Origin of the sequence: Dactylosporangium sp. NPDC050588, from assembly GCF_040654975.1 — a bacterium.
Lineage (GTDB): Bacteria > Actinomycetota > Actinomycetes > Mycobacteriales > Micromonosporaceae > Dactylosporangium > Dactylosporangium maewongense.
In genome coordinates this window covers 70,003-94,153 of record NZ_JBFAJA010000057.1, presented here as the reverse complement: position 1 = coordinate 94,153, position 24,151 = coordinate 70,003, and the positions used below count along the sequence as shown (strand labels likewise).

At 71.8% G+C, this 24,151-nt stretch carries 25 protein-coding genes; 10 read left to right on the top strand and 15 right to left on the bottom strand.

The features are described 5' to 3' along the window. The 3 genes from AB0I21_RS34770 to AB0I21_RS34760 form a co-directional block, all read right to left on the bottom strand. The coding region (locus AB0I21_RS34770) for a carbohydrate-binding protein (RefSeq protein WP_360567553.1) at positions 1-404 on the bottom strand (404 nt) is incomplete at its 3' end. A 136-nt stretch (positions 405-540) separates the two neighbouring features. After that, entirely contained in the window at positions 541-1,383 is an 843-nt protein-coding gene (gene modA / locus AB0I21_RS34765; RefSeq protein ID WP_360567551.1) for a molybdate ABC transporter substrate-binding protein, read from the bottom strand. A 94-nt stretch (positions 1,384-1,477) separates the two neighbouring features. Continuing rightward, on the bottom strand, positions 1,478-2,194 hold the full coding sequence (locus AB0I21_RS34760) for a lytic polysaccharide monooxygenase (protein ID WP_360567549.1): 717 nt from the start codon (positions 2,192-2,194) through the stop codon (positions 1,478-1,480). A gap of 383 nt (positions 2,195-2,577) precedes the next feature. On the opposite strand from AB0I21_RS34760, the gene AB0I21_RS34755 reads away from it, so the two are divergent. Next, a complete protein-coding gene (locus tag AB0I21_RS34755; protein WP_360567547.1) occupies positions 2,578-5,496 on the top strand; it encodes a BTAD domain-containing putative transcriptional regulator in 2,919 nt (972 codons plus the stop codon). Here AB0I21_RS34755 and AB0I21_RS34750 read toward each other — a convergent pair. The 5 genes from AB0I21_RS34750 to AB0I21_RS34730 all read right to left on the bottom strand — a co-directional run bounded on the left by AB0I21_RS34750 (position 5,433) and on the right by AB0I21_RS34730 (position 9,238). Next, complete coding sequence (locus AB0I21_RS34750; protein ID WP_360567545.1) at positions 5,433-5,915, bottom strand: S26 family signal peptidase; 483 nt, start codon at positions 5,913-5,915, stop codon at positions 5,433-5,435. The two genes, AB0I21_RS34755 and AB0I21_RS34750, sit on opposite strands and share 64 nt — an antisense overlap. Beyond that, entirely contained in the window at positions 5,912-7,792 is a 1,881-nt protein-coding gene (locus AB0I21_RS34745) for an ABC transporter ATP-binding protein (protein WP_360567544.1), read from the bottom strand. The genes AB0I21_RS34750 and AB0I21_RS34745 overlap by 4 nt, the downstream gene beginning before the upstream one ends. Then, positions 7,789-8,313, bottom strand: coding sequence for a TlpA disulfide reductase family protein (locus AB0I21_RS34740; RefSeq protein WP_360567542.1), 525 nt, complete (start codon positions 8,311-8,313; stop codon positions 7,789-7,791). The genes AB0I21_RS34745 and AB0I21_RS34740 overlap by 4 nt, the downstream gene beginning before the upstream one ends. Next, on the bottom strand, positions 8,310-8,873 hold the full coding sequence (locus tag AB0I21_RS34735; protein ID WP_360567541.1) for a MauE/DoxX family redox-associated membrane protein: 564 nt from the start codon (positions 8,871-8,873) through the stop codon (positions 8,310-8,312). The genes AB0I21_RS34740 and AB0I21_RS34735 overlap by 4 nt, the downstream gene beginning before the upstream one ends. Before the next feature lie 167 nt (positions 8,874-9,040). Next, entirely contained in the window at positions 9,041-9,238 is a 198-nt protein-coding gene (locus AB0I21_RS34730; RefSeq protein WP_344513126.1) for a hypothetical protein, read from the bottom strand. Positions 9,239-9,453: 215 nt separating this feature from the next. Between AB0I21_RS34730 and AB0I21_RS34725 the strand changes: the two genes are divergently transcribed. The 5 genes from AB0I21_RS34725 to AB0I21_RS34705 all read left to right on the top strand — a co-directional run bounded on the left by AB0I21_RS34725 (position 9,454) and on the right by AB0I21_RS34705 (position 14,265). Continuing rightward, positions 9,454-10,383 carry an ABC transporter ATP-binding protein gene (locus AB0I21_RS34725; protein ID WP_360567539.1) on the top strand — a complete coding sequence of 310 codons (930 nt, stop codon included), beginning with the start codon at positions 9,454-9,456 and terminating at the stop codon, positions 10,381-10,383. Between the two features lie 19 nt (positions 10,384-10,402). Further along, the gene (locus AB0I21_RS34720) at positions 10,403-11,125 is read left to right on the top strand and encodes an ABC transporter permease (RefSeq protein WP_360567537.1); all 723 of its coding nucleotides are present in this window, start codon (positions 10,403-10,405) and stop codon (positions 11,123-11,125) included. Between the two features lie 20 nt (positions 11,126-11,145). Then, complete coding sequence (locus AB0I21_RS34715) at positions 11,146-12,405, top strand: sensor histidine kinase (protein WP_360567536.1); 1,260 nt, start codon at positions 11,146-11,148, stop codon at positions 12,403-12,405. After that, positions 12,402-13,031, top strand: coding sequence for a response regulator transcription factor (locus AB0I21_RS34710; RefSeq protein WP_360567534.1), 630 nt, complete (start codon positions 12,402-12,404; stop codon positions 13,029-13,031). The genes AB0I21_RS34715 and AB0I21_RS34710 overlap by 4 nt, the downstream gene beginning before the upstream one ends. Before the next feature lie 115 nt (positions 13,032-13,146). After that, positions 13,147-14,265 carry a hypothetical protein gene (locus AB0I21_RS34705; protein WP_360567532.1) on the top strand — a complete coding sequence of 373 codons (1,119 nt, stop codon included), beginning with the start codon at positions 13,147-13,149 and terminating at the stop codon, positions 14,263-14,265. A 137-nt stretch (positions 14,266-14,402) separates the two neighbouring features. Here AB0I21_RS34705 and AB0I21_RS34700 read toward each other — a convergent pair whose 3' ends face one another. Continuing rightward, positions 14,403-14,645, bottom strand: a complete 243-nt coding sequence (locus tag AB0I21_RS34700; RefSeq protein WP_360567531.1) for a hypothetical protein — start codon at positions 14,643-14,645, stop codon at positions 14,403-14,405. A 339-nt stretch (positions 14,646-14,984) separates the two neighbouring features. On the opposite strand from AB0I21_RS34700, the gene AB0I21_RS34695 reads away from it, so the two are divergent. Continuing rightward, complete coding sequence (locus AB0I21_RS34695; RefSeq protein WP_360567529.1) at positions 14,985-15,485, top strand: FtsX-like permease family protein; 501 nt, start codon at positions 14,985-14,987, stop codon at positions 15,483-15,485. A 241-nt stretch (positions 15,486-15,726) separates the two neighbouring features. On the opposite strand, the gene AB0I21_RS34690 is transcribed toward AB0I21_RS34695, so the two are convergent. Continuing rightward, entirely contained in the window at positions 15,727-16,383 is a 657-nt protein-coding gene (locus AB0I21_RS34690; protein ID WP_360567527.1) for a hypothetical protein, read from the bottom strand. Positions 16,384-16,546: 163 nt separating this feature from the next. Here AB0I21_RS34690 and AB0I21_RS34685 point away from each other — a divergent pair, with 163 nt between their 5' ends. Beyond that, entirely contained in the window at positions 16,547-18,181 is a 1,635-nt protein-coding gene (locus AB0I21_RS34685; RefSeq protein ID WP_360567525.1) for a sensor histidine kinase, read from the top strand. Positions 18,182-18,259: 78 nt separating this feature from the next. Here AB0I21_RS34685 and AB0I21_RS34680 read toward each other — a convergent pair whose 3' ends face one another. Genes AB0I21_RS34680 through AB0I21_RS34670 form a run of 3 tightly spaced genes read right to left on the bottom strand, consistent with a single transcriptional unit; the run spans position 18,260 to position 21,078 of the window. After that, positions 18,260-19,303, bottom strand: a complete 1,044-nt coding sequence (locus tag AB0I21_RS34680; protein WP_360567523.1) for an ABC transporter substrate-binding protein — start codon at positions 19,301-19,303, stop codon at positions 18,260-18,262. 28 nt (positions 19,304-19,331) lie between these two features. After that, positions 19,332-20,285 (bottom strand): ABC transporter permease, encoded by a 954-nt coding sequence (locus AB0I21_RS34675; RefSeq protein WP_360567521.1) that lies wholly within the window; start codon positions 20,283-20,285, stop codon positions 19,332-19,334. After that, a complete protein-coding gene (locus AB0I21_RS34670; protein ID WP_344513105.1) occupies positions 20,275-21,078 on the bottom strand; it encodes an ABC transporter ATP-binding protein in 804 nt (267 codons plus the stop codon). Before AB0I21_RS34670 ends, AB0I21_RS34675 begins: the two co-directional genes overlap by 11 nt. 361 nt (positions 21,079-21,439) lie before the next feature. Here AB0I21_RS34670 and AB0I21_RS34665 point away from each other — a divergent pair, with 361 nt between their 5' ends. Both AB0I21_RS34665 and AB0I21_RS34660 read left to right on the top strand, forming a co-directional pair. After that, on the top strand, positions 21,440-22,150 hold the full coding sequence (locus AB0I21_RS34665) for a response regulator (RefSeq protein ID WP_360567520.1): 711 nt from the start codon (positions 21,440-21,442) through the stop codon (positions 22,148-22,150). Positions 22,151-22,192: 42 nt separating this feature from the next. Continuing rightward, positions 22,193-22,540 (top strand): VOC family protein, encoded by a 348-nt coding sequence (locus tag AB0I21_RS34660; protein ID WP_360567519.1) that lies wholly within the window; start codon positions 22,193-22,195, stop codon positions 22,538-22,540. On the opposite strand, the gene AB0I21_RS34655 is transcribed toward AB0I21_RS34660, so the two are convergent. Together AB0I21_RS34655 and AB0I21_RS34650 are read right to left on the bottom strand one after the other, a co-directional pair. Next, a complete protein-coding gene (locus AB0I21_RS34655; protein ID WP_360567517.1) occupies positions 22,518-23,318 on the bottom strand; it encodes an SDR family NAD(P)-dependent oxidoreductase in 801 nt (266 codons plus the stop codon). The two genes, AB0I21_RS34660 and AB0I21_RS34655, sit on opposite strands and share 23 nt — an antisense overlap. A gap of 57 nt (positions 23,319-23,375) precedes the next feature. Continuing rightward, positions 23,376-24,083, bottom strand: coding sequence for a hypothetical protein (locus tag AB0I21_RS34650; RefSeq protein ID WP_360567515.1), 708 nt, complete (start codon positions 24,081-24,083; stop codon positions 23,376-23,378). Positions 24,084-24,151: the final 68 nt, after the last annotated feature.

The following is a 24,151-nucleotide window of genomic DNA, read 5'->3' as shown; positions in this document are numbered from 1 at the left end:
CTGCCTTCGTAGACGCGGTAGCCGGTGACGGTGCCGGTCGAGGCGTTCCAGGCGAGGGTGAAGCTGGTGTTCGTGGTCGCGGTCACCCGGAAGTTGCCCGGTGCGGACGGCGTGCCGGCCGGCGTGGTCGGCGGGGGAGTGGTCGGGCCGCCGCCTCCGGTGCACGTGCCGAGGTCTGTCCACAGCGACGGCGTGGTGGACGGGGTCCAGCCGGTCCCGGGGTAGGCGGTGTGGGTCTGCAGCGCCCGGTACGTGTGGCCCTGGTACGTGACCTGGGTGCCGACTGTGTAGGTGTTGCCCTCAGCCCAGACCGGCGCGGTGCAGGCGGCCTGGACGGCGGCGCTGCCGGCCTGTGCCTGGAGCGTGGGGACGAGCACGATTGCCGTCATGACGGTGGCGGCCATGCCCGCTGCCAGTGCGAACTTACGACGTTGAGAGCTCATTGGACTCCTCGCCATCGATCCATCGATGGCGAGGAAACTATCAGTTAACACTGTTAAATGTAAGAGGCGGTTACTTTCCTGCTTGCTCATCCGTAGGTCAGGTGGGTGACAGGCCGGCGTCGGCGAAGATGTGCCGCGCCAGGGCGGAGCCGAGGAACGCCACGAACGCGTCGGCGCCGACCGTGTTGGGGCCGGTCGAGACCTTGATGGCGGTGTACTGGTCGGCGATGAGCAGCGCCTGGGAGAAGTCGAGGGCGCGCAGGTCGTTGCCGGAGGCGACGACGTCGGTGCGGTAGACGAGCGCGGCGTCGGCGGCACCCGTGCGGACCCGGGTCAGCGCGGCGGCCGGGTCCGGCTCGACGGAGACGGGGCGCACGTCGACGGCGGCGGCGGTGAGCGCGGCGCGGCTCACCCGGCCGCACGGGGTGGTCTCGGCACACAACGCCACCCGCCGACCGGGAAGGTCGGCGAGACCGGCGATCCCGGCGCTCGGCGCGACGGCGATGACGATCGGGTCGCGGGCGACGACAGCGGGCTCACCGCGGGCGTGCCCGGCCGTGACCTGGGTGGTGGCGACCGCGTCCGCGGACACGAACACGTCGACCGGCGCGCCGGCGAGGATGTGCCCGGCGTGCTCGGCGCCGCGGCTGTACTCCACCGCGACCCGGACGCCCGGGAAGGCCTCCTCGAACTTCGGCACGAGCTGGGTCAGCGTGGCACGCAGCTCGTCGGCGGCGTGCACGACGACCGTCCCGCCCGGTGCGCCGGACCCCACCGGTCCGCCGGCGGCGTGCTGGTGGTCGCTGCCGGCGGAGGCCGGCGCCGCGGCAGGCGCAGGTCCGGGACCGGGCGACGGGCCGGAACACGCCGCCAGGCCGAGACCGGCGACAACCGCGGCCACCGCGACAGCGGCCACGACGTTCTGGCTGCGCAGGTTCATCGGCGCGGGCTCCGCTCGATCGGGTGCTCGGAACCGTCCGGCCCGGGATGCCCCGGGCCGGACGGCCTGTTCGTTGATCAGTACGTCTGCCGGATCAGCAGGCGCCGTTGTCCTGCCAGACGCCCCACTCCCCGGTGGTGCCCGGCTCCTCGCCCTGGGTCCACCAGCGCGCGGTGTACTTGCGGCTCTTGTGCGAGACGGTCATGCCGCCGGTGTAGACGGCCGAGGCGCTCCACGCCGCGCCGCAGTTACCGGTCGGCGGCGGGGGCGGGGTGGTGCCACCGCCGCCACCACCGCTACCCACGTTGACGTCGACGCAGGCGTAGAACGCCATCGCCGTGTCGTAGATGTTCCAGACGGCGAGGATCTTGTGCCGTCCGCTGGGCAGCCCGGTGACGTTGTGGTTGACGATCTGCGGCGGCTGCGCGTTGCCGTTGGTGAACGTCTGGTGCAGGTTGCCGTCGACGTAGTACTGCCAGTTGAGCGTGCGGTGCATCGCGGTGTTGCGCCAGGTGAACGTCTGCGAGCTGCTGATGTTCGTGACGCGCCAGCCCTTGTTGTCCTGGTCGAGCACCGTGTAGCTGCTCCCGCCGCTGCAGTTGCGGGAGCCCTTGGGCGCCTCGACGCTCTGCGGCTCGTACTGGATGGAGCCGCAGTTCGCGACGACACCGGTGGCGCACTGGTCCTGGCGGCTCGGTGGGCTGGTGACCCAGCCGTGAGCGCTGGCCGGCGTGGCCGAGAGGATCACGGTGAACAGCGGGGCGGTGAGGAGGGCGGCCGCCAGGACCGCCAGTCTTCTTCGGAGGGTCATGTTGCTCCTTCGGCAGACGTGAGTCATCCGTTGACGACCGGTCCGCCCACCGGCGTCGACCTTCCCATCAGGGAACGTCAATCAGTTAAGTTTGTCAACAGTTAGCCCGTCATCGATCAACGCCACGTTGTCGGCGTCGCGAACCGCCAGCGAGGTGTCCCTCGACCATGAGCTGGACCGGATGAAGCAACGCCTCCGCCGGCATGATCTGGAGCCGCCTCGTTCAACCGGGAGCCGGTCGGCGGCTTGGTGCCGGCGGTCGAACAGCGCCTATACAATGCAAATCACCTGAATCAACCAGCGACTATGGCTGAGGTGGATCTGCTGCGTACCGGGGTGGCCAAAGGCGTGGCGGTCCCGGCCGGTGACCCGGGCACGTGCCGGTGAGCGAGCAGGTCGCGGGTGGACGGATCGACGTCTCCGTCCTGGGCCCCGTGCAGCTGCGCCGGGACGGTGTCCCGGTCCCGCTGGGGCCACAGCTCACCACGCTGCTCGGCATCCTGCTGCTGGAGCTGGGCAAGCCGGTGCCGAGCCGGCGGCTGGCGACGCTGCTGGCCGGCGACGACGTGTCCGACGCCGCGCGGGCCACCCTGCGCAGCCACGTCGCCCACCTGCGGCGCGCCCTCGAACCCGGAGAGCGCGCCCTCGAACCCGGTGAGCGGGGGCAGCGCGGCAAGGGGCTCATCGCCACGGTCGGCAGCGGGACCGCGGCGGGGTACCGGCTGGACCTGGAGCCGGCGTGCGTCGACGCCGTCCGGTTCGAGGAGTCGGTCCGGGAGAGCCGCCGGCTGCTGGCGCTCGGCGACGCCGAGCAGACCGACCGGGCCGTCGCGATCCTGCGCACCGCGCTCGACGACTGGCACGGCGAGCCGTACGCCGACCTCGCCGACAGACCCTTCGCGTTGGTCGAGATCGCCCGCCTGAGGGCGGTGCACCGTGCGGCACTGCTCGCCTACGCGGAGGCGGTCAACGAGTCGGGGCGGCACGCCGAGGCGATCGGCGACCTGATCGGCGCGGTGGCCGTCGACCCGCACGACGAGGGTCTGCGCTGCATGCTCGCCCTCACCCTGTACCGCGACGGCCGGACCGACGAGGCCGCGGAGGTGTGCCGGCACGGTCTGGCGCTGCTGGGTGGCCGGGGCATCGACGCGCCGGAGCTGCACCGCCTGCAGCGCGACATCCTGCGACGGGAGGTGCGGCAACCGTCCGGCGGGCCGTCCGGCGGGTCCTCGGTGCCCCGGATGCTGCCGCCGGACCTGCCGCGTTTCGTCGGCCGGGCGCAGGAACTGTCCACCGCGGAGGACCGGCTGGTCGGCCGGGACGAGCCGCGGTCGGCGGTGCTGCTGGTCCTCGGCCCGGCCGGGGTCGGCAAGACCAGTGCGAGCCTGCGGCTGGCCCACCGGCTGGCCCCACGGTTCCCCGACGGGCAGCTCTACGCCAACCTCCGCGGCTTCGACGCCAGTGCCGCGGCGCTGGCGCCGACCGAGGTGCTGCGCGTCTTCCTCGAGGCGCTCGGCGTGGCACCGGAGCAGATCCCGGCCAACCTCAACGCGCAGATGGCCAGATACCAGGCCCAGCTGCGGGACCGCCGGATCCTGATCGTCCTGGACAACGCACACGACGCCGACCAGGTCCGGCCGCTGCTTCCCGCCTCGACCACGTGCGCGACGGTGGTGACCAGCCGGAACCGGATGTCGTCCCTGATCGCCGTCGACGGCGCCCACCCGCTGACCCTGGGCCTGCTGGACGAGGAGGAGGCCGGCCAGCTGGTCGCCGACCGGATCGGCGCCGACCGCGCCGGGAAGGAACCCGAGGCCGTCGCCGAGATCGCCCGGCTCTGTGCGGGACTCCCGCTGGCCCTGTCCATCGCGGCCGCCCGGGCCGCCGCCAACCCCCAGTTCACCCTCCAGGCTCTCGCCGATGACCTGGCCGGGGCCGGGGTGCTGGACCGGCTCGCCGACAGCGACTCGTCGGTGGACGTCCGCGCCGTGTTCTCCTGGTCCTACCGGGCGCTGACCCCGGCGGCGGCCCGGCTGTTCCGGCTGCTCGGCCTGCATCCCGGCCCGGAGTTCACCGCCGCCTCGGCGGCCGGTGTGGCAGGGGTGGGCCGGCGCGCGGCCAACGCCCTGCTCGCCGAGCTGACCGGTGCCCACCTGACCGGGGAACGGGTGCCGGGCCGGTACGTCATGCACGATCTGCTCCGGGCCTACGCGGGTGAACTGAGCGAGGCCGACCCCGAGCGGGATGCCGCACGGCGCAGGATGCTGGACCACTACCTGCATTCCGCCGTCGCGGGGGACAGGGCGCTGATGCCGCACCGGCAACCGGTGGCGGTGGCCGCGCCGGAGGAGGGCGTGACGCCCGAGGACATCGCGGAGGTCGACCCCCTCGCCTGGTTCACCGTGGAGCACCAGACGCTGATCGCCATGGTCGGTTGCGCCGCCCAGGCCGGTCTCGACCGGCACGCCTGGCAGCTGGCCTGGGCGACGGCGACGTACCTCGGCCGGGGCAGCTACTGGCACGACGTGCTGACCACCCAGTCCCTGGCCCTGTCCGCGGCGACCCGCCTCGATGACCGGCCGGCGCAGGCCCAGTGCCGCAGGGAGCTCTCCCACGCGCTCGCCGGGCTCGGGCGGCCGGAACAGGCGCGGTTCCAGCTGCACCGGGCGCTGACCGACCTCGCCGACATCGCGGATCCGAACGGCCAGGCGTACATCCACCTGAGCCTCGGCTGGCTGTGTGAGCTGCAGGGGGACCGGCGGGCGGCGACACACCACGACCAGGTCGCGCTCGACCTGTTCACCCGGGGCGGCGACCGCGGCGGGCAGGCCCGGGCCCTGAACGCGGTCGGTTGGGATCTCGCGCAGGTCGGCGACTACCGGCAGGCCATCGGATACTGCCGGCAGGCGCTGTCCCTGCACGCCGAACTGGGCGACGACGCCGGGGCCGTGAACACCTGGGACACCCTCGGCTACGCCTACCAGCACCTGGGCGAGTACATCATCGCCGTCGAGTGCTACGAGCAGGCGCTGGGCCTGAACGTCGGGCACCGCTTCAAGGAAGCCGAGGCCCTGGCGCATCTCGGTGACTGCCACCACGCCCTGGGTGACCTGACGGCCGCCGCGGCCAGTTGGGGACGGGCGTACGCGATCATGTCCGAGCTGCGCACCGACGGCGCCGAGGCGGTGCGGGCCAAGCTGGAGCTGTGCGGCGCCCGGACCAGGCTGGCGGCCGCCGGTCAGGTCGAGGGCGAGCGACGGGCGTTGAGCACCGCGCCCAGCACCCGCGCGCCGGAGAAGTAGCCCATCCGGCGGGAGTCGAAGCTCGAGCCCGGGTTGTCGCCCAGGAGCACGACCATGCCCGGCGGCACCCGCTCCCCGGCCAGTGCCGGCACCCGGTCGCGGGGCACCGGATCGCCGGCCACCGCCGCCACCCTCTTGATCAGCCACCGGCGCCGGCCCACCTCGTCCGCCGGGGCGCCGTCGGGCAGCAGCGGCAAGTGCCAGGTGCCGTCGAGGGATGGGTACTCCACGACCACCACCTGTCCCACGGCCGGCACGCCGCCCCGCCGGACCAGCACCCGGTCGCCGTCGCGATACGTCGGCTCCATGCTGGCGCCGTGCACGGTCACCGCGACGAGACGGCGGGCCAGGCGCCGTCTGAGCAGGACCGCGCCGGCCAGTGCCGCCGACGCCCCGCAGATCAGCATCCACACGATCATCTCGCCTCCGTCGTCAGCGCGGCCGCGGCGGGTTCGCCGTATCCGGACGCCTGAAGGTCGAACAGCCTGCGGTAGGTGCCGCCGGCCGCCATCAGGGAATCGTGCGTGCCTCGCTCCGTCACGCCGCCGTCGGCGATGACGACGATCAGGTCGGCGTCGCGGAGGGCGCCCAGCCGGTGCGAGATCAGCACGCTGGTGCGGCCCGCGCGGTATCGCAGCAGGCGGTGATGGATCTCGTGCTCGGCCGCGGCGTCCAGGCCGGCCGAGGGCTCGTCGAGGATCAGCAGGTCCGGCCGGTCCCGCAGGAAGGCACGGGCGAGCGCCAACCGTTGCCACTGGCCACCCGAGAGGACCACGCCGGTCGTCGGGTCCTGCTTGTCCGCCTCCTGGTAGAAGATCCGGGACAGCAGGGTGTCGTACCCGTGCGGCAGCGCGGTCAGCACATCGTGGACGCCGGCGGCACGGGCGGCGGCGGTGATCCGCTCCCGGTCCGGCAGGGCTGTGAGATCACCCAGCGCGATGTTCTCCGCCGCGGTCAGGTCGTAGTGCATGTAGTCCTGGAAGACGGCGCCGATGCGTTGCCGCAGCCGGGCCGGGTCGACCTCGCGGATGTCCACCCCGTCCCAGAGCACCTGGCCACGGCTGGGGTCGTGGAACCGGCACAGCAGCTTGACCAGCGTCGACTTGCCGGCACCGTTGAGCCCGACGACCGCGAGGGTGGCGCCGGCCGGGATCCACAGGTTCACCCCACGCAGGACCCACGGCGTCCCGGCGGAGTACCGGAACCACACGTCCCGCAGCTCGATACCCCGCCGCAGCGGACCGACCGGCCGGGCGACCGGGGCGACGGGCAGGTCGGGCGGGCCCGTCGTCACCGCCACATAGTGGTCGAACATCAGCAACGCGTGGTGCGCGCGGGCGATCTCCGCGGCCAGCGAGGCCAGCGCGTGCTGTACACCGGCGACCGCTGCGACGAAGACGGTGACGTCACCGACCGTGATCCGGCCGGCGGCCGCGGCGCGGACCGCCCACAGCAGGCCGATGCCGGCGACGGCCGCGGCCACGAGCGCCAGGCTGACCTGCGCCAGCAGCTCGCGGCGGTCGTTGCGGTGCTTGGCCCGGTTGACCGTCCGGCGGTCGGCAAGCATCCGGGCCCGCAGGTGGCCGCCGGTGCCGAACAGCCGCACCTCCTTCGCCGCCGCGGCGGTGGAGAGCAGCTGGCTGTAGAAGAACTCGCGGCGCTCCGCCGGCCCGATCCGCCACTGCATCCCGGCCCGGTAGCGGGCGAGCAGCATCTCGGTCGCGAGCATCGGCACCGCCGACGCCAGCACCAGCACGGCCAGCATCGGGCTGAACAGGTAGAGCGAGCCGAGGAAGCCGGTGACGGTGACCGCCGTGCGGGCGGTGCCCAGCACACCGTCCACGACCTGGCTCGGGGTGCTGCCACCGGTCTGCTGGGCGAGCCGGAGCCGGTCCAGAAACTGTGGGTCCTCGAACCGGTCGAGGCCGACGAATCGGTCCACCGCCGTGAACAGCCGCTCCTGCGCGAGCAGGCCGACCGACCGGTCCAGCTCCGCCCGCAGGAACTGGGTGAGCTGCGGCGCCGATCCCGCCACCAGGCCGGCGACGGCGAGCGCCAGCCCGATCTGGGTCAGGGTCTTCGGCGCCGCGTCGCCGGCGAGTCCGTCCAGGATTCCCTTGGTCAGCCACGCCATCAGTACGGGCAGCGCACCGGCGCCGAGCGTGAGCACCACGTACCCCAGCAGGGTCAGCGGGGCGGCGCGGCCGACGAGCAGGCAGGCCGTGCGGATCCGCCGTGCCGACCGCGCCGGTGGCGGCGCCCCGACGCCGCCCCGCCGTGTCCGCCACCCGGTCATGCCGGGGCCGGCGCCGTCTGCTTGATCCGGACCACCCGGCCGGCGTCGTCCGGGCCGACCCACATCATGGTGGGGTAGGTGAAGGCCCGGAACGCGTTGCTGAGGGGACCGCCCTTCGGCTCGACCACGACCCGCGCCACCGCGGCGAGCCGCTCGGCGAACCCGTCGGCGTCGCCGGCGCCGTCGGCGACGACGGCGAGCACCTGCGCCCGGCCGCCGGGCACCCGCCGGGCGTGCTCGACGAGTTCGGGCAGCTTCTCCCGGCAGGAGTCGCAGGACGTGGAGACGAAGGCCACGAAGGTCTCCCCACGCAGCAGCTCGCGGCGTACCGGCACGCCGTCGGTGTCGACCGCGGCGAAGTCGCCCACCGGGTCGGCGATGCCCAGCTCGGCGGAGGGCCCCGCATTGTTGGACAGCAGCGCCGTGTGCTCCCGCAGACGCTTGAGCACACCGAACGTGAGCAGGAAGTTCACCATGCTGAGCAGGCCCACGACCAGAACGGCCGCGACAAGAACGGTCATGTGTTGCTCCTAAGAGTAGGCTCGACCCCGCGGAACGCGGCCGCCAGGTCGTCGAATCTGGTGGCCAGGAAGCCCAGCAGCAGGCCGGCGAAGCCGGCGAGCAGCAGCCCCGCCGGCCGGAGAGAGCCGGGTGGTGACGCAGCCGCCGCGAACGCCGCGGCGGCTCCCCCTGTCGCCAGACCGGTGAGCAGTATGTTGCGGACGACGTGCCGGCGGCCGAGTCGCTCGGTGGAGGCGCCGAAGCAGCGGCAGGTGCTCGCGGTCCCCCGTCGTACCGCGACCGCCACCCCCACCGTGAAGACGCCCAGCAGCAGGGCCGCACCGGCCAGCGCGAGGCCGGGAACGAGCCCCGTGGGCACCGCCAGCGCCGCACACAGCACGCCCTCCGCCACCACCAGGACGATCGCGGCCGGACGGACCAGGCGTCGCGGCAGCAGGCCGACGCCGCGCAGGGAGGCGACGAACGCGGGGAACGCGCCCCGTCCCCGCAGCTTGCCGACCGTGGACGCCAGGAACACCAGCCCGATCGCGCAGCGCACGGTGATGGCCAGATAGTGCATCTGTGTCTCCCTTCGCTTCGACTCGTCGGCGCCCGGCCGCCCCCGGCCGAGGCCCGACCACCCGGCTCCGACCGTGGATTCCACGTCGGAGCACCGGCGTCGCGACCTCGGCCGGCGGCGGGAAGCCGCACGGCGGCAGCGGTCAGCCGCCCCGCGGCCTCAGCTGATCAGCAGCCCTTGCACAGAATCCATTCACCGGGCTTGTCGATCTCCCCGACGGTGCAGGCGTCGCAGGGCAGCGCCCGCCCGCACCGGCTGATGCACTGCCAGCACGACGGCCAGCTGCCACAGCCCGCCGACGCACTGATCTTGGGCACGAACATGGCCAGCAACCGGCCGCCCATGCCCTCGACGATTCCCCTCATCCGAGCCTCCTGACATACCCGAGGAGCACCGTGCTACCTCTGCGGAACACCCTGCCGAGCCGCGGTGCAAGCCCGGTGCAAAGGCCATGGAAGCGGTGTGGAAGCACGTCACCGGACGATTGAGCGCATCCACCGATCGGTTGATACGGAAGCCCACCGACTGAGGTGTCGCGCGGTCGATCCGCCGCGGCGCGCCGTGGCGCAGGCTGAAGGGCGTGGACATCATCACAGTCACCGACCTGCGGAAGCGGTACGGTGAGCGCGACGTGGTCGACGGCGTTTCGTTCGCCGTGCGGGAGGGCGAGATCTTCGGGATCCTCGGCCCGAACGGCGCGGGCAAGACCACCACGGTCGAGTGCATCGCCGGGCTGCGTCGGCCCGACGGCGGCACGATCAGCGTGCTGGGGCCGGATCCGCGCCGCCACGGGGGCGAGCTGCGGCACCAGCTGGGCATGCAGTTGCAGGAGAGTCACCTGCCCGACCGGATCACCGTCGCCGAGGCGCTACGGCTGTACTCGAGCTTCTACCGCGACCCGGCCGACTGGGAGGCGCTGCTGTCCGACCTGGGCCTGTCCGAGCAGCGACGCACCCGCTTCGGCAAGCTGTCCGGCGGGCAGAAGCAGCGGGTGTCGATCGCGCTCGCGCTCGTCGGCAACCCGCGGGTGGCGGTGCTCGACGAGCTGACCACGGGCCTGGACCCGCAGGCCCGCCGCGACGCCTGGGACGTGGTCGAGCAGGTCCGCTCGCGCGGCGTGACCGTCGTGCTCGTCACCCACCTCATGGACGAGGCCGAGCGGCTCTGCGACCGGGTGGCGCTCATCGACGCCGGCCGGGTCGTCGCGCTCGACTCCCCGGCCGGGCTCGTCGCCAAGGTCGACGCGCCGCAGCGGATGCGGTTCCGCCCGGCGAGCCCGCTGGACGACCGGCTGCTCACCGAGCTGCCCGAGGTCACCGGCGTGACCCGGCAGGGCCCGCAGGTGATCGTGACCGGCACCGGCAACCTGGTGCACGCCGTGACCGCCGTGCTGGCCCGCAACCAGATCATCGCCGCCGACCTGCGGGTGGAGCAGTCCGGCCTGGACGACGCATTCCTGGCGCTGACCGGGCGCCGGGCCGAGACGCAACCGGACGAGCAGGGAGCCTGAGGTGTCAGCACTGTACCGAATGACCACGGCAGAGCTGCGGTTGTTCCTGCGCGAACCGAGTGCCTACATCTGGTGCACCGCGTTCCCCGTGGTGCTCCTCGTGGCATTGGGCAGCGTTCCGCCGTTCCGCCGAGCGGATCCGGCGCTGGACGGGCTGCGCGTCATCGACCTGTACGTGCCGATCATCGCGATCATGGGCCTGGCCGCCATGGCGCTGTTCGTGACGCCGCTGTTCCTCGGGCAGTACCGGGAGAAGGGCGTGCTGCGCCGGCTGGCCACGACGCCGGTCGGCCCGGGGCGGGTGCTCGCCGCCCAGGTCGCGGTGCAGGCGCTGCTCGCCGTCGCCACGCTGCTGGTGCTGTACGTGGTGGCCGGCCTCGCCTTCGACGTGCGCCCGCCGGGACAGGTCCTCGGGCTCGGGTTGGTGTTCCTGCTCACCGCGGCGGCGATGTTCGGGCTGGGCCTGCTCGTCGGCGCGGTGACGCCCTCCAGCCGTGCGGCGAGCGGCATCGGCACCGCGCTGTTCTTCCCGCTGATGTTCTTCGCCGGCCTGTGGGTGCCGCGCGAGGTGATGCCGGACAAGCTGGTGCGCGTCAGCGACTTCACCCCGCTCGGCGCGGCGGTGCAGGGGCTGCGCGACACCACGGACGGCGGCTGGCCGTCCGGCCAGGCCATCGCGGTGCTGGCCGCCTACGCGGTGCTCGCCGCGCTGCTCGCGATCCGATGCTTCCGCTGGGAGTGAATCTACGGTGGGGTAGGGGCATGACGAGTGTGCTGGCCGAGCTGCCCGAGACGTCGGAGTCGCGGCTGCGCCTGCGGCGGCTCCTGGTGCCCCTGCCGTACATCCTGCTCGGCGTGTCGGCGGTGCTGGTCCTGCTGAGCCCGGGCCAGAGCGCAGGCGATCGGCTGGTCACCGTGGCCCTGGTCGCGGTGACCGCCGCCTGGGCGCTGGGTATGTACACCCTGCGCCCGCCGTCGTGGACGCAGCGGACCGGCCCGATGCTGCTGTACGTCGGCGGGCAGCTGGCCCTGGCGGCGGTACTGATGTCCTGGCAGCCGGCCTTCTTCGTCTTCGGCACCATCGGCTTCGTGCAGGCCTACGAGGTGCTGCCGCCGCGGTGGGCGTTCGTCAGCATCTTCCTGACCTCCTGCCTGGTCAACGTGCTGCCGGGCGGCGTGCCCGACACCCCGGAGTGGGCCACGATGGTGGTGCTGATCGTGGCCCTGCAGACGTTCCTCATCGGCTGGTTCGGCTATCTCGGGTACCGCTTCAGCGACGAGACCGAGCAGCGTCACCGGGCGGTCGCGCAGCTGCGGACCGCGCTCGCCGAGAACGCGGGCCTGCACGCGCAGCTGCTCGAGCAGGCCCGGGAGGCCGGCATCCACCACGAGCGGCAGCGGATGGCCCACGAGATCCACGACACCCTCGCCCAGGGGCTGACCGGCATCATCACGCAGCTGCAGGCCGCCGAGCGGGTCCGCGACGACCCGCGGCTGTGGCGCCACCACGTCGACCAGGTCCACACGCTGGCCCGGGAGAGCCTGGCCGCGGCCCGCCGCTCGGTCGCCGCGCTCGGCCCGCAGGAGCTGGAGGACGTCCGGCTGCCCGACGCCGTCGCCGACCTCGCCGCGCGATGGTCGCGGACCTCGGGCGTGCCGGTGCAGCTGGAGACCACCGGAGAGGCGCGCACGCTGCACACCGAGATCGAGGTCACGCTGTTCCGCGCCGCGCAGGAGGCGCTGGCCAACGTGGCCAAGCACGCCGGCGCCGCCCGGGTGGCCGTCACGCTGTCCTATCTTGACGACGTGGTGATGCTCGACGTGCGCGACGACGGCGCCGGCTTCGACCCGGCGGCGGTGCCACCCGGCGGCGGCGCGGACGGCAGCGGCTTCGGCCTGCACGGTGTGCGCCAGCGGGCGGAGCGCGTGCAGGGCACCCTCACCATCGAAAGCGAACCCGGCGACGGCACCACCCTCAACGTCACCGTGCCGGCCCTGACCCCGGAAACGAGACCGACGTGACCGCGCCCATCCGCCTGCTCATCGTCGACGACCATCCGATCGTGCGCGACGGGCTGCGGGGCGCGTTCGCCGGCACCGCCGAGTTCGAGGTCGTCGGCGTCGCCGGCGACGGCGCCGCGGCGGTCGAGCGGGCCGTCGAGCTGCGGCCGGACGTCGTGCTCATGGACCTGCGCATGCCGGTGCTGGACGGCGCCGAGGCGATCCGGCGGCTGCGGCAGCGGGCACCGGAGGTCCGGGTGCTGGTGCTGACCACGTTCGACACCGACCACGACGTGCTGCCCGCCATCGAGGCCGGCGCCACCGGGTACCTGTTGAAGGACGCCCCCGTGGAGGACCTGCTGCGCGCGGTGCGCTCCGCCGCGCGGGGCGAGTCGGTGCTGGCGCCGGCGGTGGCCGGGCGGCTGATGGGCCGGGTCCGCCGCCCGGTGTCTGGCACGCTGAGCCAGCGCGAGCTGCAGGTGCTCAAGCTCATCGCCGACGGCGCCAGCAACCGCGAGGCGGCCGCCGGCCTGCTCATCAGCGAGGCGAGCATCAAGACCCACCTGCTGCACATCTACGACAAGCTCGGGGTACGCGACCGTGCCGGCGCGGTCGCCGAGGCGTTCCGCCGCGGCCTGGTCTCGTAACCACAGGGACCGCCCGCCGTTCACCTACAAGTTGTAGGAGCATTGGTCGGGTGCCGCCGGGGCGTAACCGAGGCGGACCACACTCCGTGGGCAGATCGTTCCCGGAGGAGTCGCGATGCGTACCAACCTGTCCCTCGGCCTGACCGCGGCCGGCGCAGCCCTGATCCTGGGCGTGGTCCTGACGGGCGGCGACCCATCGCCGGCGATCGCCGGCGGCGGCCACGACGACCGCGGCCGCGGCGACACGTTCGACGTGGGCCTGTTCGGCGACATGCCGTACGGCGACTACGGCCGGTCCCACATCGGCAACGTCGTCGCCGACATGAACGCGAGCCACCTCGCCTTCTCGGTCTTCGACGGCGACATCAAGAACGGCAGCGAGCCCTGCTACGCCGACCCGCACCCGACCAACCCGGCCAACCCGACTCCGGACAAGGCGGTCGCCGACGCGGCCCACCCGGACGTGTACAAGTCCGCGAAGGGTCTCTTCGGGCAGTTCCAGGCGCCGGTGGTCTACACCCCCGGCGACAACGAGTGGACCGACTGCGACCGCCCGAGCACCGTCGGCGGCCTGGTGTCGGACTCCAGCGACCGGCTCGCGTACCTGCGCTCGATCTTCTTCGCCACGAACCTCAGCCAGGGCCGGCGCCCGATGAGCGTGATCCAGCAGAGCGCTGCCTACCCGGAGAACGCCCGTTGGACGCGCGGCCCGGTCACGTTCATCACCGTCAACATCCCCGGCAGTGACAACAACTTCGCCGACGGCGGCAAGAACGGCCCGGCCGAGCAGGGGCAGGCCGAGTACGCGGCCCGCAACGCCGCGAACCTCGAGTGGCTGCGCGCCGGTTTCGCGGCCGCCAAGGCCGCCCGCAGCAAGGGCATCATGATCATCACGCAGGCCGACATGTGGGACCCGACCGCGGTGCTGACCCACTACGCGGACACCAAGAGGGAACTGTTCCTGCAGACCACGACCTTCAACGGCCGGGTGGTCCTGGTCAACGGCGACAGCCACAGCTTCGAGACGGACAAGCCCCTCACCGACTATGCGACGACGAACGCGGCCGGTCTGGCGGGACCGAACGTGGTGGAGAACTTCACCAGGGTCACCACCTTCGGCGAGGCCCAGAACCACTGGGTGAGCGCCACCATCGACGCCCGCGACCCGAACGTCTTCAGCTTCGAGCAGCACCTGGTGGCGGCCAACCTCCCGGCCTACACCCCGCCCGCCTGAGCGGGGGCGCGTTCCTACGGCCGCAACGGCTGTACACCGGCGGCACGACCTCGCGGACGGACGGGGTCGTGCCGCCTGAAGCGGAGCTGGAGGAACGCCGAACCGTCCTCATTCAGCCGGTCTTCAGGCTGCGGAGCCTACGGTCCCGGCATGCGAATCAACGGCCCGCTCACGGCCCTGATGGCGGTGGCGATCCTGGGGCTCGCCGGCTGCGGCTCGGGCGCCGCGCCGGACGCCGGGGGAGCCGGCGACATCCCCGACAACCAGGCGTTCGTCGAGTACCGGCCGGCGGGCGGCGAGTACGCGCTCAAGGTGCCGGAGGGCTGGGCGCGGGCCGAGTCCGGCGGCACCGTCACGTTCACCGACAAGCTCAACACCATCACCGTCACCCTCGGCACCCGCCCGGCCGCGCCCGAGGCGGTCGCCGGTCAGTCCTCGACGGTGCAGCGGACCGCGGGCCAGGTGCTCCTGACGACCTACCGCGCCGACGCCTCGTCGACTTCCAGCTCCAGCCCGGCGACCGCCTCACCCTGCGCGTCACGGACTCGGGCACCGGCACCCAGACCCCTGTCGTCTTCCATTTCCTCGGCGTCGTCAACGAGTTCCCGACGGCCCCGACGGACAGCTTCCTGGTCGCCAACGCCGACTACGTCGCCGCCCAGGGCGGCACCGGCCCGAGCACCCACCTCGTCGACACCAACGGCACCGACCCGGCCGCGGTGGCCACGGCGCTGCGCGAGCGGCTCGGCACCGGGCCGGTCATCACCGACATCACAGCCGCCCGCGCCACCGTCGGCTCCAGCCTCACGGGCGTCGACCTCACCGGGCTGACCCGCATCGAGCTCGGCTTCGCGCTGGCCCTCGCCGTGGCCGCGGCCGGGCTGGTGCTCTTCGTCGACCTGGCCGAGCGCCGCCGCACCTTCACCATTCTCGGTGTGCTCCGTGCCCGACCGCGGCGCATCGCCGGGTTCGTGGCGGCGGAGGCCTGCGTCGTCACCCTCCCGGCGCTGGCACTCGGTGCGGCGGGCGGGACCGGGATGGCCCGGGTGCTCGTCGCCATCCTCAGCGGGGTCTTCGACCCGCCACCGGACCGGCTGGCGCTGCCGGTGGGCTATCTCGTGGCGGTCGCACTGACGATCCTGGGCGCCGCCGCGCTGGCGGTGACCGCCCTGGTGCTCGCCACCCGGCGCCCGGATCTGACCATGATCCGCGGCGACTGACCGCTTGCCGCCCGGGCCCGGACCCCGGATGCCGCGGGGCGCCAGGATCGATCGCGGCCCTGGTGCGGTCCGCCGGGCACCGTGGCGGTTCTCCGGGCGAGATCGGGGCCAGAGACCCTGGCCGAACGCAGCAGGTCCAGGGTTCCAGCGTCCCGGGAGCCTCGAGCGTGACCGGCCGGTCGTGCACGAGCGGGTCCGCACCAGTCCGGTGCGGACCCGCAGTCGGCAGACGGCTGCCCCGTCAGACCCCGTCGAAGGTGTTCAGCGTCTTCATCAAGTCGGCCACCGCCGGTGCGCAGGCGGCCTGGGTGGGATGCGCCGAGCGCAGGGCGGTGAGCACGGCGTCGATCCGGTCGTCGACCTCGTGCCACCTGGTGGCGTCTCGGGGCTTGATCCCGGCCTCGGCGTTGTCCCAAGCCACCTCGAGGTCCTTGACGCGGGTCTTCGCGCCCGCGAGGTCGTTCGAGGTGACCTTGTCCTGGACGTCGGAGACGATTGCCGCGAACTTGCTGAGGTTGCCGAGCTTGGTCGTCGGGTGTACCAGTTGGGCCACCGTGGCGGACGCGCTCGCCCCGGTGGCCGTGGTCTGGGCGGCATCGGCCTGCGGGTCCGTGCCCGGCGACGATCCCTGCACCAGGCTGAGCCCGAACCCGGCCACGACGACCGCCAGGGCGCAGACACCGGCCCAGGCGTGGTCCTGGCCGCGGCCGCCGCTCGGTCCGGCGTTCTTCTCGGCGACTCCGTGGCGGCCGACCAGGATCTGCTCGCGGACGACGAGCACGAGGATGGCCGCCAGGAACAGCAGACTGGTGACGCTCGCGCCGAGGGCCAGCCCGCCGAGGTCCTTGTCCTGGGTGAGCAGATCGCCGAGCGACGCCCCGAGCGGCCTGGTGAGCACGTAAATGCCGTGGAAACGTAGGCCTGCCGTCCTGAAAAGTTCGCTGAAGAGAGGTGGTGCCCGGACCGGGTCCTGATAGCGATTCGCCAGGTGGGCCTGAGTACGAGGGCGGTGGCGCCGATCTGCCCTGTCAGGCGATCGGGTAGCGCCGTACCGTCGTGGCATGCTTCGCCCGCGGTTGAGTTTCGCGCGCCAGACGCTGCTGTTGCAGGTCGTCGTGATCACGCTTGTGGTGAGTGTCGGGCTGTTCGTCTTCGGCTGGCTGCTGGACGGTGAGCTGACCGCGCAGTACGGCGAGCGAGCCCGCGCTGTCGCGCATTCCGTCGCCACGGACCCGGACATCGTGGAGGCCGCGAGCCGGGTCGACCCTCGCACCGGCCGGCACGATCCGGACGGCGTGGTCCAGGCGCGGGCAGAGTCGGTGCGCCTCAGCACCGACGTGCTCTTTGTCGTCGTCACCGACAAGGACGGCATCCGCCTGTCGCACCCGATCCCGGGCGAGGTCGGGCACCGGGTGAGCACCGATCCGTCTGAGGCGCTGGCCGGGCGCGACGTGGTGACCGTCCAGCGGGGCACGCTCGGCGACTCCGCCAGGGCCAAGGTGCCACTGCGCGATCAGACCGGTCAGGTGATCGGCATCGTCAGCGTCGGCATCGACCTGGACGACATCCAGACCCGCTGGCGGGGGATCGTGGCGGTGGCAGGCCTGTACACCCTGGCGGCGCTGGCACTCGGCGTGGCGGGGGCGGCGCTGTTGACGCGGCGGCTGCGGCGGCTGACGCTCGGCCTGGAGCCCCATGAGCTCGCCGAGCTCCTGCAGGAACGGGAGGCCGTGCTGCACGGCATCGGAGAGGGGATGCTCGCGGTGGACGCCGCCGGCCGCATCTCCGTCTACAACGGGGAGGCCGAACGGCTGCTGGGCATCCACTCGCCGGTGGGTGCCACGCTGGCCGACATCGACCTACCCGTCGGTGTCCGATCGGCACTGTCCGACGACGGCGATGCGGACAACCTCGTCACCGTCGCCGGCGATCGGGTGCTGGTCGCCACCCGCAGGCAGGTCTGGCGCGAAGGGCGAAGTCTCGGCCGGGTGCTCACGTTGCGTGATCGCACCGACTTCGAGAAGCTGGTCAGCGAGCTCGACGCCGTCCGGACACTGACGGAGGGCCTGCGGGCGCAGCGGCACGAGTTCTCCAACCGGCTGCACCTGATCGCCGGTCTGCTCGAGACCGGGCACCACGTGGAGGCGGTGGAGTATCTCCACATGGTGTCGGCCTCGTCGGTGGTCATGACGGACGCGGACGACCAGGCGATCCTGGACCCGTACCTGCGGGCGTTCCTGGCGGCGAAGCGGGCCCTCGCCGCGGAGAAGGGCGTGGCCCTGGACATCAGCGAGGGCAGCTGGGTGGCCCGGCGGGTGACGGCCCCGGTCGAGGTGATCACCATTCTGGGCAATCTGCTCGACAACGCGATCGACGCCGCACGCCTGGGTGCGACGCGCCCGGCCTGGGTGGAGATCGTGCTCGCGGGCGAACAGGACACCCTGCACGTGAGCGTCGCCGACTCCGGTGACGGCATCGCGTCGTCGATGGTGGACCGCATGTTCGAGCAGGGCGTGTCGACGCGGGCCGGCGACAGTCGGGGGCTCGGGCTGGCCATCGTCCAGCAGTCGGTGCACGCGCTCGGTGGCGCGGTGTGGTTGGCCCAGCCCGGCGGCGACGGCGAGGGCGCCGTGTTCGCCGCACGCCTGCCGGCCGTGCTGGCCGCCGACACGGGAGCCGACCAGGACTCATCGTGACAGGTCGGCGGGTCCGCAGTGGCGCGGGACCCGCCGACCGTGGAGCTGTCGCTCCGGATCAGGTCGCTGAACGACCGGTCACGCCTTCGGGACCTTGGTCACGAACTCGGTCGTGTACCCCTTCGCCACGTCGATGGACGCCTTGCCGCTGGCGACCTCGGGGATGCCGGCGGCGAGGACGTCGATGACGTTGCGGGCGCCGTCGGGGTCGATGACGCCGTCGGTGGTGAACCCGTCCTTGGTCTCCTTGATCGACGCCGCGTACAGCTGCGGGTTGCCTCCCGCGTAGTCGGCCGGCATCTTGGCGGCGATGTCCTCCGCCGAGTTGCCCGCGATGAACCGCAGGGTCTTGACGAAGGCGTTGGCCAGCTTCTGGGACTCCCGCGGGTGGGCCGCCACCCAGTCGCACGGCATGTAGAGGGAGCTGGCCGGGTAGAGCCCGCCGAGCGCCTTCCTCGTGCTGTCCACAGTGGACAGGTCGACCAGGGTCGTCGCGGTGCCCTTGCTCAGCAGGGTGGTCGACGTGGGTGGCGTCGTCATGCCCGCGTTGATGCCGCCGTTCTCGATCGCGGCGACGAACGTGGAGCCGGCGCCGGCCGCGACGCCGACGAAGTCGCCCTCCTTGACACCCGCCTTCGCCATCAGCGAGTTGATCAGGGCGTTGGTGGAGGAGCCTTTGCTGGTGAACCCGACCTTCTTGCCCTTCAGGTCCGCCATCGTCTTCACCGTCGCCGCGTCCTTCGACGACAGCATGACCTTCTCCAGCGGCGTGTTGGCGAACTGTACGACGCTGCGGACGCACTTGCCCTTGAGCTGCAGGGTGTAGGCGTGGTCCATGAACCCGACCACCCCGTCAAGGTGTCCGGCCAGCATCTCGTTCTCCTGGTTGACGCCGTTCTGCTCGTCGGAGAGCTCGACCTCCAGGCCCTCGGCGGCGAAGTAGCCCAACCGTTCGGTGAGCATCGCGGGCAGGTAGATGACCTTGTTGATGCCGCCGACGCCGATCCGGACCTTCGCCAGCGGACCTTCGGTCTTCGGGGCGGTCGGCTTTTCGGCCGTGCTGCAGGCCGCCAGCCCGGCCGACAGGCCGACGGCGAGGATGGTTGTCAAGAACTTCCGCATGTTCCAGTCACTCCTTTGTGGATGGTCGCTAGACATGGCTGGCTTCGCTCGCCGAAGGCGGGCGCCAGCGGAGCAGGCGTTTCTCGAGCGCGGTGAGCAGCCACTCCGCGCCGAGGGCGACGACCGTGATGATGATCATTCCGGCGTAGATCCCGGCCGCGTCGAAGGTGCCCTGGGAGTGGGCGATGAGCAGGCCGAGGCCGCGCTTGGCGCCGATGACCTCACCGACGACCGCGCCGATCAGCGCGAAGCCGAAGGCGACGTGCAGCGAGGCCAGGATCCAGGATGTGGCGCTCGGGATGACGATGGAGGTGAGCACCTTCGTCCGGCTCGCCCCCAGGATGCGGGCGTTGTTGACCAGGTTGCGGTCCACCTCGCGGGCGCCTTGAAACGCGTTGAAGAAGACCGCGAAGAAGACGAGGACCACGGCGGTGGCGATCTTGGAGGACAGGCCGAGGCCGAACCAGATGACGAACAGCGACGCGAGCACGATCCGCGGAATGGCGTTGGCGGCCTTGATGAACGGGGCGAGCACCTCCGCGGCGAAGCGGGCCCGGCCGAGCAGGATGCCGAGCACGACGCCGGCGATCGAACCGATGACGAAGCCCGACGTCGCCTCCCAGAGGGTGACGCCGATGTGCTCCCAGATCGGGCCGCTGCTCGGCCCGACGGTGAACCAGTCGTGCAGGCGTTGCCAGATCTGCGAGGGCTGGGAGTAGAAGAACTGGTCGATGCCCCAGCGTTGGGCGTGGTCCTTCCAGTCCAGCGGCTTGCTGAAGTGGGTCCGCCCGTCGAAGTCGACCCAGTAGCGCGCGGCGAGCTCCCACGCCGACAGGCCGACCGTGACCAGCAGGATCCGGACGCCCCAGACCAGTGCGAGATGGCGGTGCCGTGATCTGCGCGCGGCCGCGACCGCCGCGCGTTCGGCGTCTGCGGACGGCGCCCGCGTCGGGTGCCGCGGTACGTCGGTGTCAGGCAGCATTGAGCGTCGCTCCCCTTCTCGCTCGGGCGACCTCTTCGCGCAGGCAGTCCCAGATCTCGCGGTAGATGTCGAGGAACGCCGTGGTGAGACGGATCTCCTCGACGTCACGGGGTCGAGGAAGATCGATCACGAAGTCGGCCTTGATGGTCGCCGGGACGGCGGTCAGCACGACGACCCGGTCGGCGAGTGCGATCGCCTCCTCGAGGTCGTGCGTCACGAAGATCACGGCCGCGCCGGTGCCGGCCCACAGTCGCAGCAGCTCGTCCTGCATCAGGCTGCGCGTCTGTACGTCCAGCGCGCTGAACGGCTCGTCCATCAGAATGATCTTCGGTTCGTTGACGAGCGTCTGCGCGAGCGCTACCCGCTTGCGCATGCCACCGGAAAGCTGATGGGGGTAGTAGGACTCGAATCCGGCGAGGCCGACCCGCTCGACCCAGGTCGTCGCGACGGCACGCGCGTCAGCCTTGCGCACGCCACGGAAACGCGGTCCGGCGGCGACGTTGTCCAGCACGTTCTTCCACGGCATGATCGCGTCCTGCTGGAACATGTAGCCGATGCCCGCCGGGATTCCTTGCACCGGCTTGCCGCCCACCAGAACCTCGCCGGAAGACGCCGGTTCGAGGCCCGAAACCAATGACAGCGTGGTGGATTTGCCGCAACCGGTCGGGCCGACCACCGCCACGAATTCGCCGGGACGAATGGTCATGGTGAGGTTCTGAACCGCTGTCATGATTCCGGTCGAGCCGCGGAAGCGCTTGGTGGCCTCCCTCAACTCGATCACGGGTTGGGTCACGTCTCCTCCTTGTGTTGCCCGGCGATTTCAGGGGTGTTTCACCGGGTGTTGCGAGGAGGTTAGGGAGCCGGCCAGCTGGCTTCCAGCCTTGCCGTTGTTGCGAAGGCAATTGACGTTCTGGAGGTTTCGCGCGTTTTGCTCGCGGCGGTGCACGGGTGGCAGGCGGTCCGGGGTCCGGTCCCTGCGTCGCCCGTCGTGCCTGCATGACGGGTGCCGCGATTGACACGACGCGACGTGCAAACCTAATCTGGGCCCGCTGCAGCCGACGCGCGGTTCACGAACTCAGCGGCGAGGCGTGGCTGGTTCAGCCGGAGATGTGGTCCTGTCGCACACCCGCTGACCGAACAGCGGAGGTCGACTGATGATCCGAGTCCTGGTGGTGGAGGACGACTTCCGGGTCGCGAAGGTCCACGTGAGCTACACCGACCGGGTGCCCGGATTCCAGGTCGTCGGCACGGCCCTGACGGCGGCCGACGCCCGCCGGATGCTCGCCCATGAGCAACCTGACCTGATGCTGCTCGACACCTACCTGCCCGACGACTCGGGCCTCACGGTGCTGGCCGAGACCGACGTCGACACCATCATGCTGACGGCGATGTCCGATGCGGCCGCCGTCCGCAAAGCGTTCGCACACGGCGCATTGAACTATCTCCTCAAGCCGTTCACGGCCGAACAACTGGTCGACCGCCTCACCGCGTACAGCCGCTACCGCACGGCGCTCGCCATGTCGTCCGGCGGCACGTTCAACCAGGAAGACATTGACCGCTGCCGACGCCACCTGCACTCCGGCGACCGGGCGGTCACACCGAAGGGACACTCAAGCGTCACCGCCCGGCTCGTCGCGGAACGCCTCCAGGTGCTGCCCCACACGGCGCGAACCGCCGCGGAGATCGCAGCCGAACTCGGCATCGCGCGAGCCACCACGCAACGCTACCTGGCCGCTCTCGAGCAGGACGGGCTGGCATTGATGAGCCTCCGCTACGGCGCCACCGGTCGCCCCGAACACCTGTACCGCTGGAAGGGCCCAACCGGCGACGATTCCGGACCCGGGCCAAGCCTTCCTGGGCGCTGACACGCCGGTGCCTGCTCATTCGTCACGCCATAGACTCGGGTCATGGCTGTCAGGCGGATCAAGCCCAACATCCGATCCGATCGCTTCGATGAGAGTCGGGCCTTCTACACGACGGTGGTCGGGCTGCAGGAGCAGGCAGGTCTCGACTGGATCCTGTTCTTCGGGACGGACCGTCGTGAGGTGCAGCTCAGCGTCATGAGCTTGGACGTCAAGGCCGGCGTGCACCCCGACATCTCCATCGAGGTCGACGACGTCGACGCGGTGTTCAGCCGCGCTGTCGAGGCCGGAGCCGAGATCGTCTATCCCCTCACGGACGAGGAGTGGGGTCTGCGGCGCTTCTTCGTCCGGGACCCGAACGGCACGGTCATCAACGTGACACAGCACGCGTGACACCTTGGTGGAGGGTGTCGGGTGGGCTCAGGTTGATCGGGTTGGGGCCGGTCAGCACGCCGCCCTCGACGGGAAGGGTGTGGCCGGTGATCCAGGCGGCGTCGTCGGAGCCGAGGAACGCGACCGCCGCGGCGACGTCCTCCGGTTCGCCGACGCGGCCGAGCGGGTACATCGGCGCGAGCTGCTCCAGTGCGCCCGGCTGGTCGTCCCAGTTCGGTGTCCGGATGGTGCCGGGGGCGACGACGTTGAAGCGCACGCCGAGCGGGCCGTACCGGGCGGCGTAGTTCTGCGACATCGCGATCTGGCCGGCCTTGGCAGCGGCGTACTCCAAGTTGCCGAAGGCCGCGATGGCGTTGACCGAGCTGATCGTGACGACGTTGCCGCGGGTCTTCACCAGGTGCGGGATGGCCGCCTGGATGCAACGGGAGGCGCCGACGAGGGTGAGGTCGAGCTGGCGGTGCCAGTCCTCGGCCGAGGTGTCCTCGGGCATCGAGGTGACGATGCAGCCGCCCGCGTTGTTCACCACCAGGTCGAGCCGGCCGAACCGCTCGACCGTCGCGGCGACCGCGGCGTCGACGTCGGCGCGTGAGGTGACGTCGACCCTGACGCCGAGCGCGTGCTCCGCGCCGATCTCCTCGGCCAGTGCTGCGACCGCGTCCTCCTGCAGGTCGGTGACGACCACCGCACCGCCCTCGGCGGCGATCCGCCGGACGACGGCCCGCCCGATGCCCTGTGCCGCCGCCGTGACGAGCGCGACCTTGCCCTCGAACCGCCGCATCACCACTCCTCCGGAATCCTTGCCGTCATTCTCCTCGCGATCCAGCCGTGTGCCGAGCTACCACCCCTCCAGGGTGGCGCGGGCGTCGCCGTACTGCTGGCGGAACTCGGCCTGCTTCCCCGCGAGCCAGTCCCAGTCGAAGTTCTCCTCCCATTCGCCGACGGCGATGGTCACCTCGTACCAGTCCAGCTCGCCGGGGCGTTCCCGGACCTCGACGATCTGGGTGAGGCCGCCGTGGAGCTCGGCGCCGGGGGCGAGGTCGCGCCAGAACCGCGACGGCACGTAGACGTCGTCGCCGACCCGTGGCGGGGGCGGCAGTGTGCGGTCGAAGCCGCGCTGCAGGATCCGGTCGAGGCTGCCGAGCGGTACAGGGGACGTGCGGGTCGGCACTTCCGGGTCGGCGAGTGTGGGGGAGTCGTGCGTCCGGAGCGCCGTCATGAGCTCGTCGGGTTCCAGGTGCCACCCTTGCCGTGCCGGCAGCGACAGGTCGCCGGCGAGCGACCGGGCGATCCAGCCGGAGACCGCCGCCGGTTCGGGGAGTAGGCCCTGCTGCCAGTACACGGACCGGCCGCGCCGCCGGTCGGAGTAGGAGACGGTGCGCCGGTCGAGACGGTATGACCAGCCGCCGGTGCCCGCCCAGCCCGCGTCGAGCGCACGCTGCGCCGCGTCGAGCCGGAACGCGCTGGCGCCGAGGTCCGGCTCGGCGAGCACCAGCATCGCCCGCGTTCGCTGGGCCGGGTCCGGCTCCGCCGTCGATCCGCTCACCGAAGCACCGTACCCGGCGGAGCCGTGTCACCACCGGACCCGAGGGCGGCGTTCGGTCCAGTCACCTG

What these genes read in the sequence shown, in the direction of transcription:
- AB0I21_RS34675 (WP_360567521.1), bottom strand. Translation starts at nt 20,285, where the DNA reads ATGCTGCCTGACACCGACGTACCGCGGCACCCGACGCGGGCGCCGTCC.
- AB0I21_RS34660 (WP_360567519.1), top strand. Translation starts at nt 22,193, where the DNA reads ATGGCTGTCAGGCGGATCAAGCCCAACATCCGATCCGATCGCTTCGAT.
- AB0I21_RS34700 (WP_360567531.1), bottom strand. Translation starts at nt 14,645, where the DNA reads ATGGTGTTGAGCTTGTCGGTGAACGTGACGGTGCCGCCGGACTCGGCC.
- AB0I21_RS34750 (WP_360567545.1), bottom strand. Translation starts at nt 5,915, where the DNA reads ATGATCGTGTGGATGCTGATCTGCGGGGCGTCGGCGGCACTGGCCGGC.
- AB0I21_RS34665 (WP_360567520.1), top strand. Translation starts at nt 21,440, where the DNA reads ATGATCCGAGTCCTGGTGGTGGAGGACGACTTCCGGGTCGCGAAGGTC.
- AB0I21_RS34720 (WP_360567537.1), top strand. Translation starts at nt 10,403, where the DNA reads ATGACCACGGCAGAGCTGCGGTTGTTCCTGCGCGAACCGAGTGCCTAC.
- AB0I21_RS34745 (WP_360567544.1), bottom strand. Translation starts at nt 7,792, where the DNA reads ATGACCGGGTGGCGGACACGGCGGGGCGGCGTCGGGGCGCCGCCACCG.
- modA (WP_360567551.1), bottom strand. Translation starts at nt 1,383, where the DNA reads ATGAACCTGCGCAGCCAGAACGTCGTGGCCGCTGTCGCGGTGGCCGCG.
- AB0I21_RS34760 (WP_360567549.1), bottom strand. Translation starts at nt 2,194, where the DNA reads ATGACCCTCCGAAGAAGACTGGCGGTCCTGGCGGCCGCCCTCCTCACC.
- AB0I21_RS34735 (WP_360567541.1), bottom strand. Translation starts at nt 8,873, where the DNA reads ATGCACTATCTGGCCATCACCGTGCGCTGCGCGATCGGGCTGGTGTTC.
- AB0I21_RS34705 (WP_360567532.1), top strand. Translation starts at nt 13,147, where the DNA reads ATGCGTACCAACCTGTCCCTCGGCCTGACCGCGGCCGGCGCAGCCCTG.
- AB0I21_RS34740 (WP_360567542.1), bottom strand. Translation starts at nt 8,313, where the DNA reads ATGACCGTTCTTGTCGCGGCCGTTCTGGTCGTGGGCCTGCTCAGCATG.
- AB0I21_RS34715 (WP_360567536.1), top strand. Translation starts at nt 11,146, where the DNA reads ATGACGAGTGTGCTGGCCGAGCTGCCCGAGACGTCGGAGTCGCGGCTG.
- AB0I21_RS34655 (WP_360567517.1), bottom strand. Translation starts at nt 23,318, where the DNA reads ATGCGGCGGTTCGAGGGCAAGGTCGCGCTCGTCACGGCGGCGGCACAG.
- AB0I21_RS34685 (WP_360567525.1), top strand. Translation starts at nt 16,547, where the DNA reads ATGCTTCGCCCGCGGTTGAGTTTCGCGCGCCAGACGCTGCTGTTGCAG.
- AB0I21_RS34730 (WP_344513126.1), bottom strand. Translation starts at nt 9,238, where the DNA reads ATGAGGGGAATCGTCGAGGGCATGGGCGGCCGGTTGCTGGCCATGTTC.
- AB0I21_RS34680 (WP_360567523.1), bottom strand. Translation starts at nt 19,303, where the DNA reads ATGCGGAAGTTCTTGACAACCATCCTCGCCGTCGGCCTGTCGGCCGGG.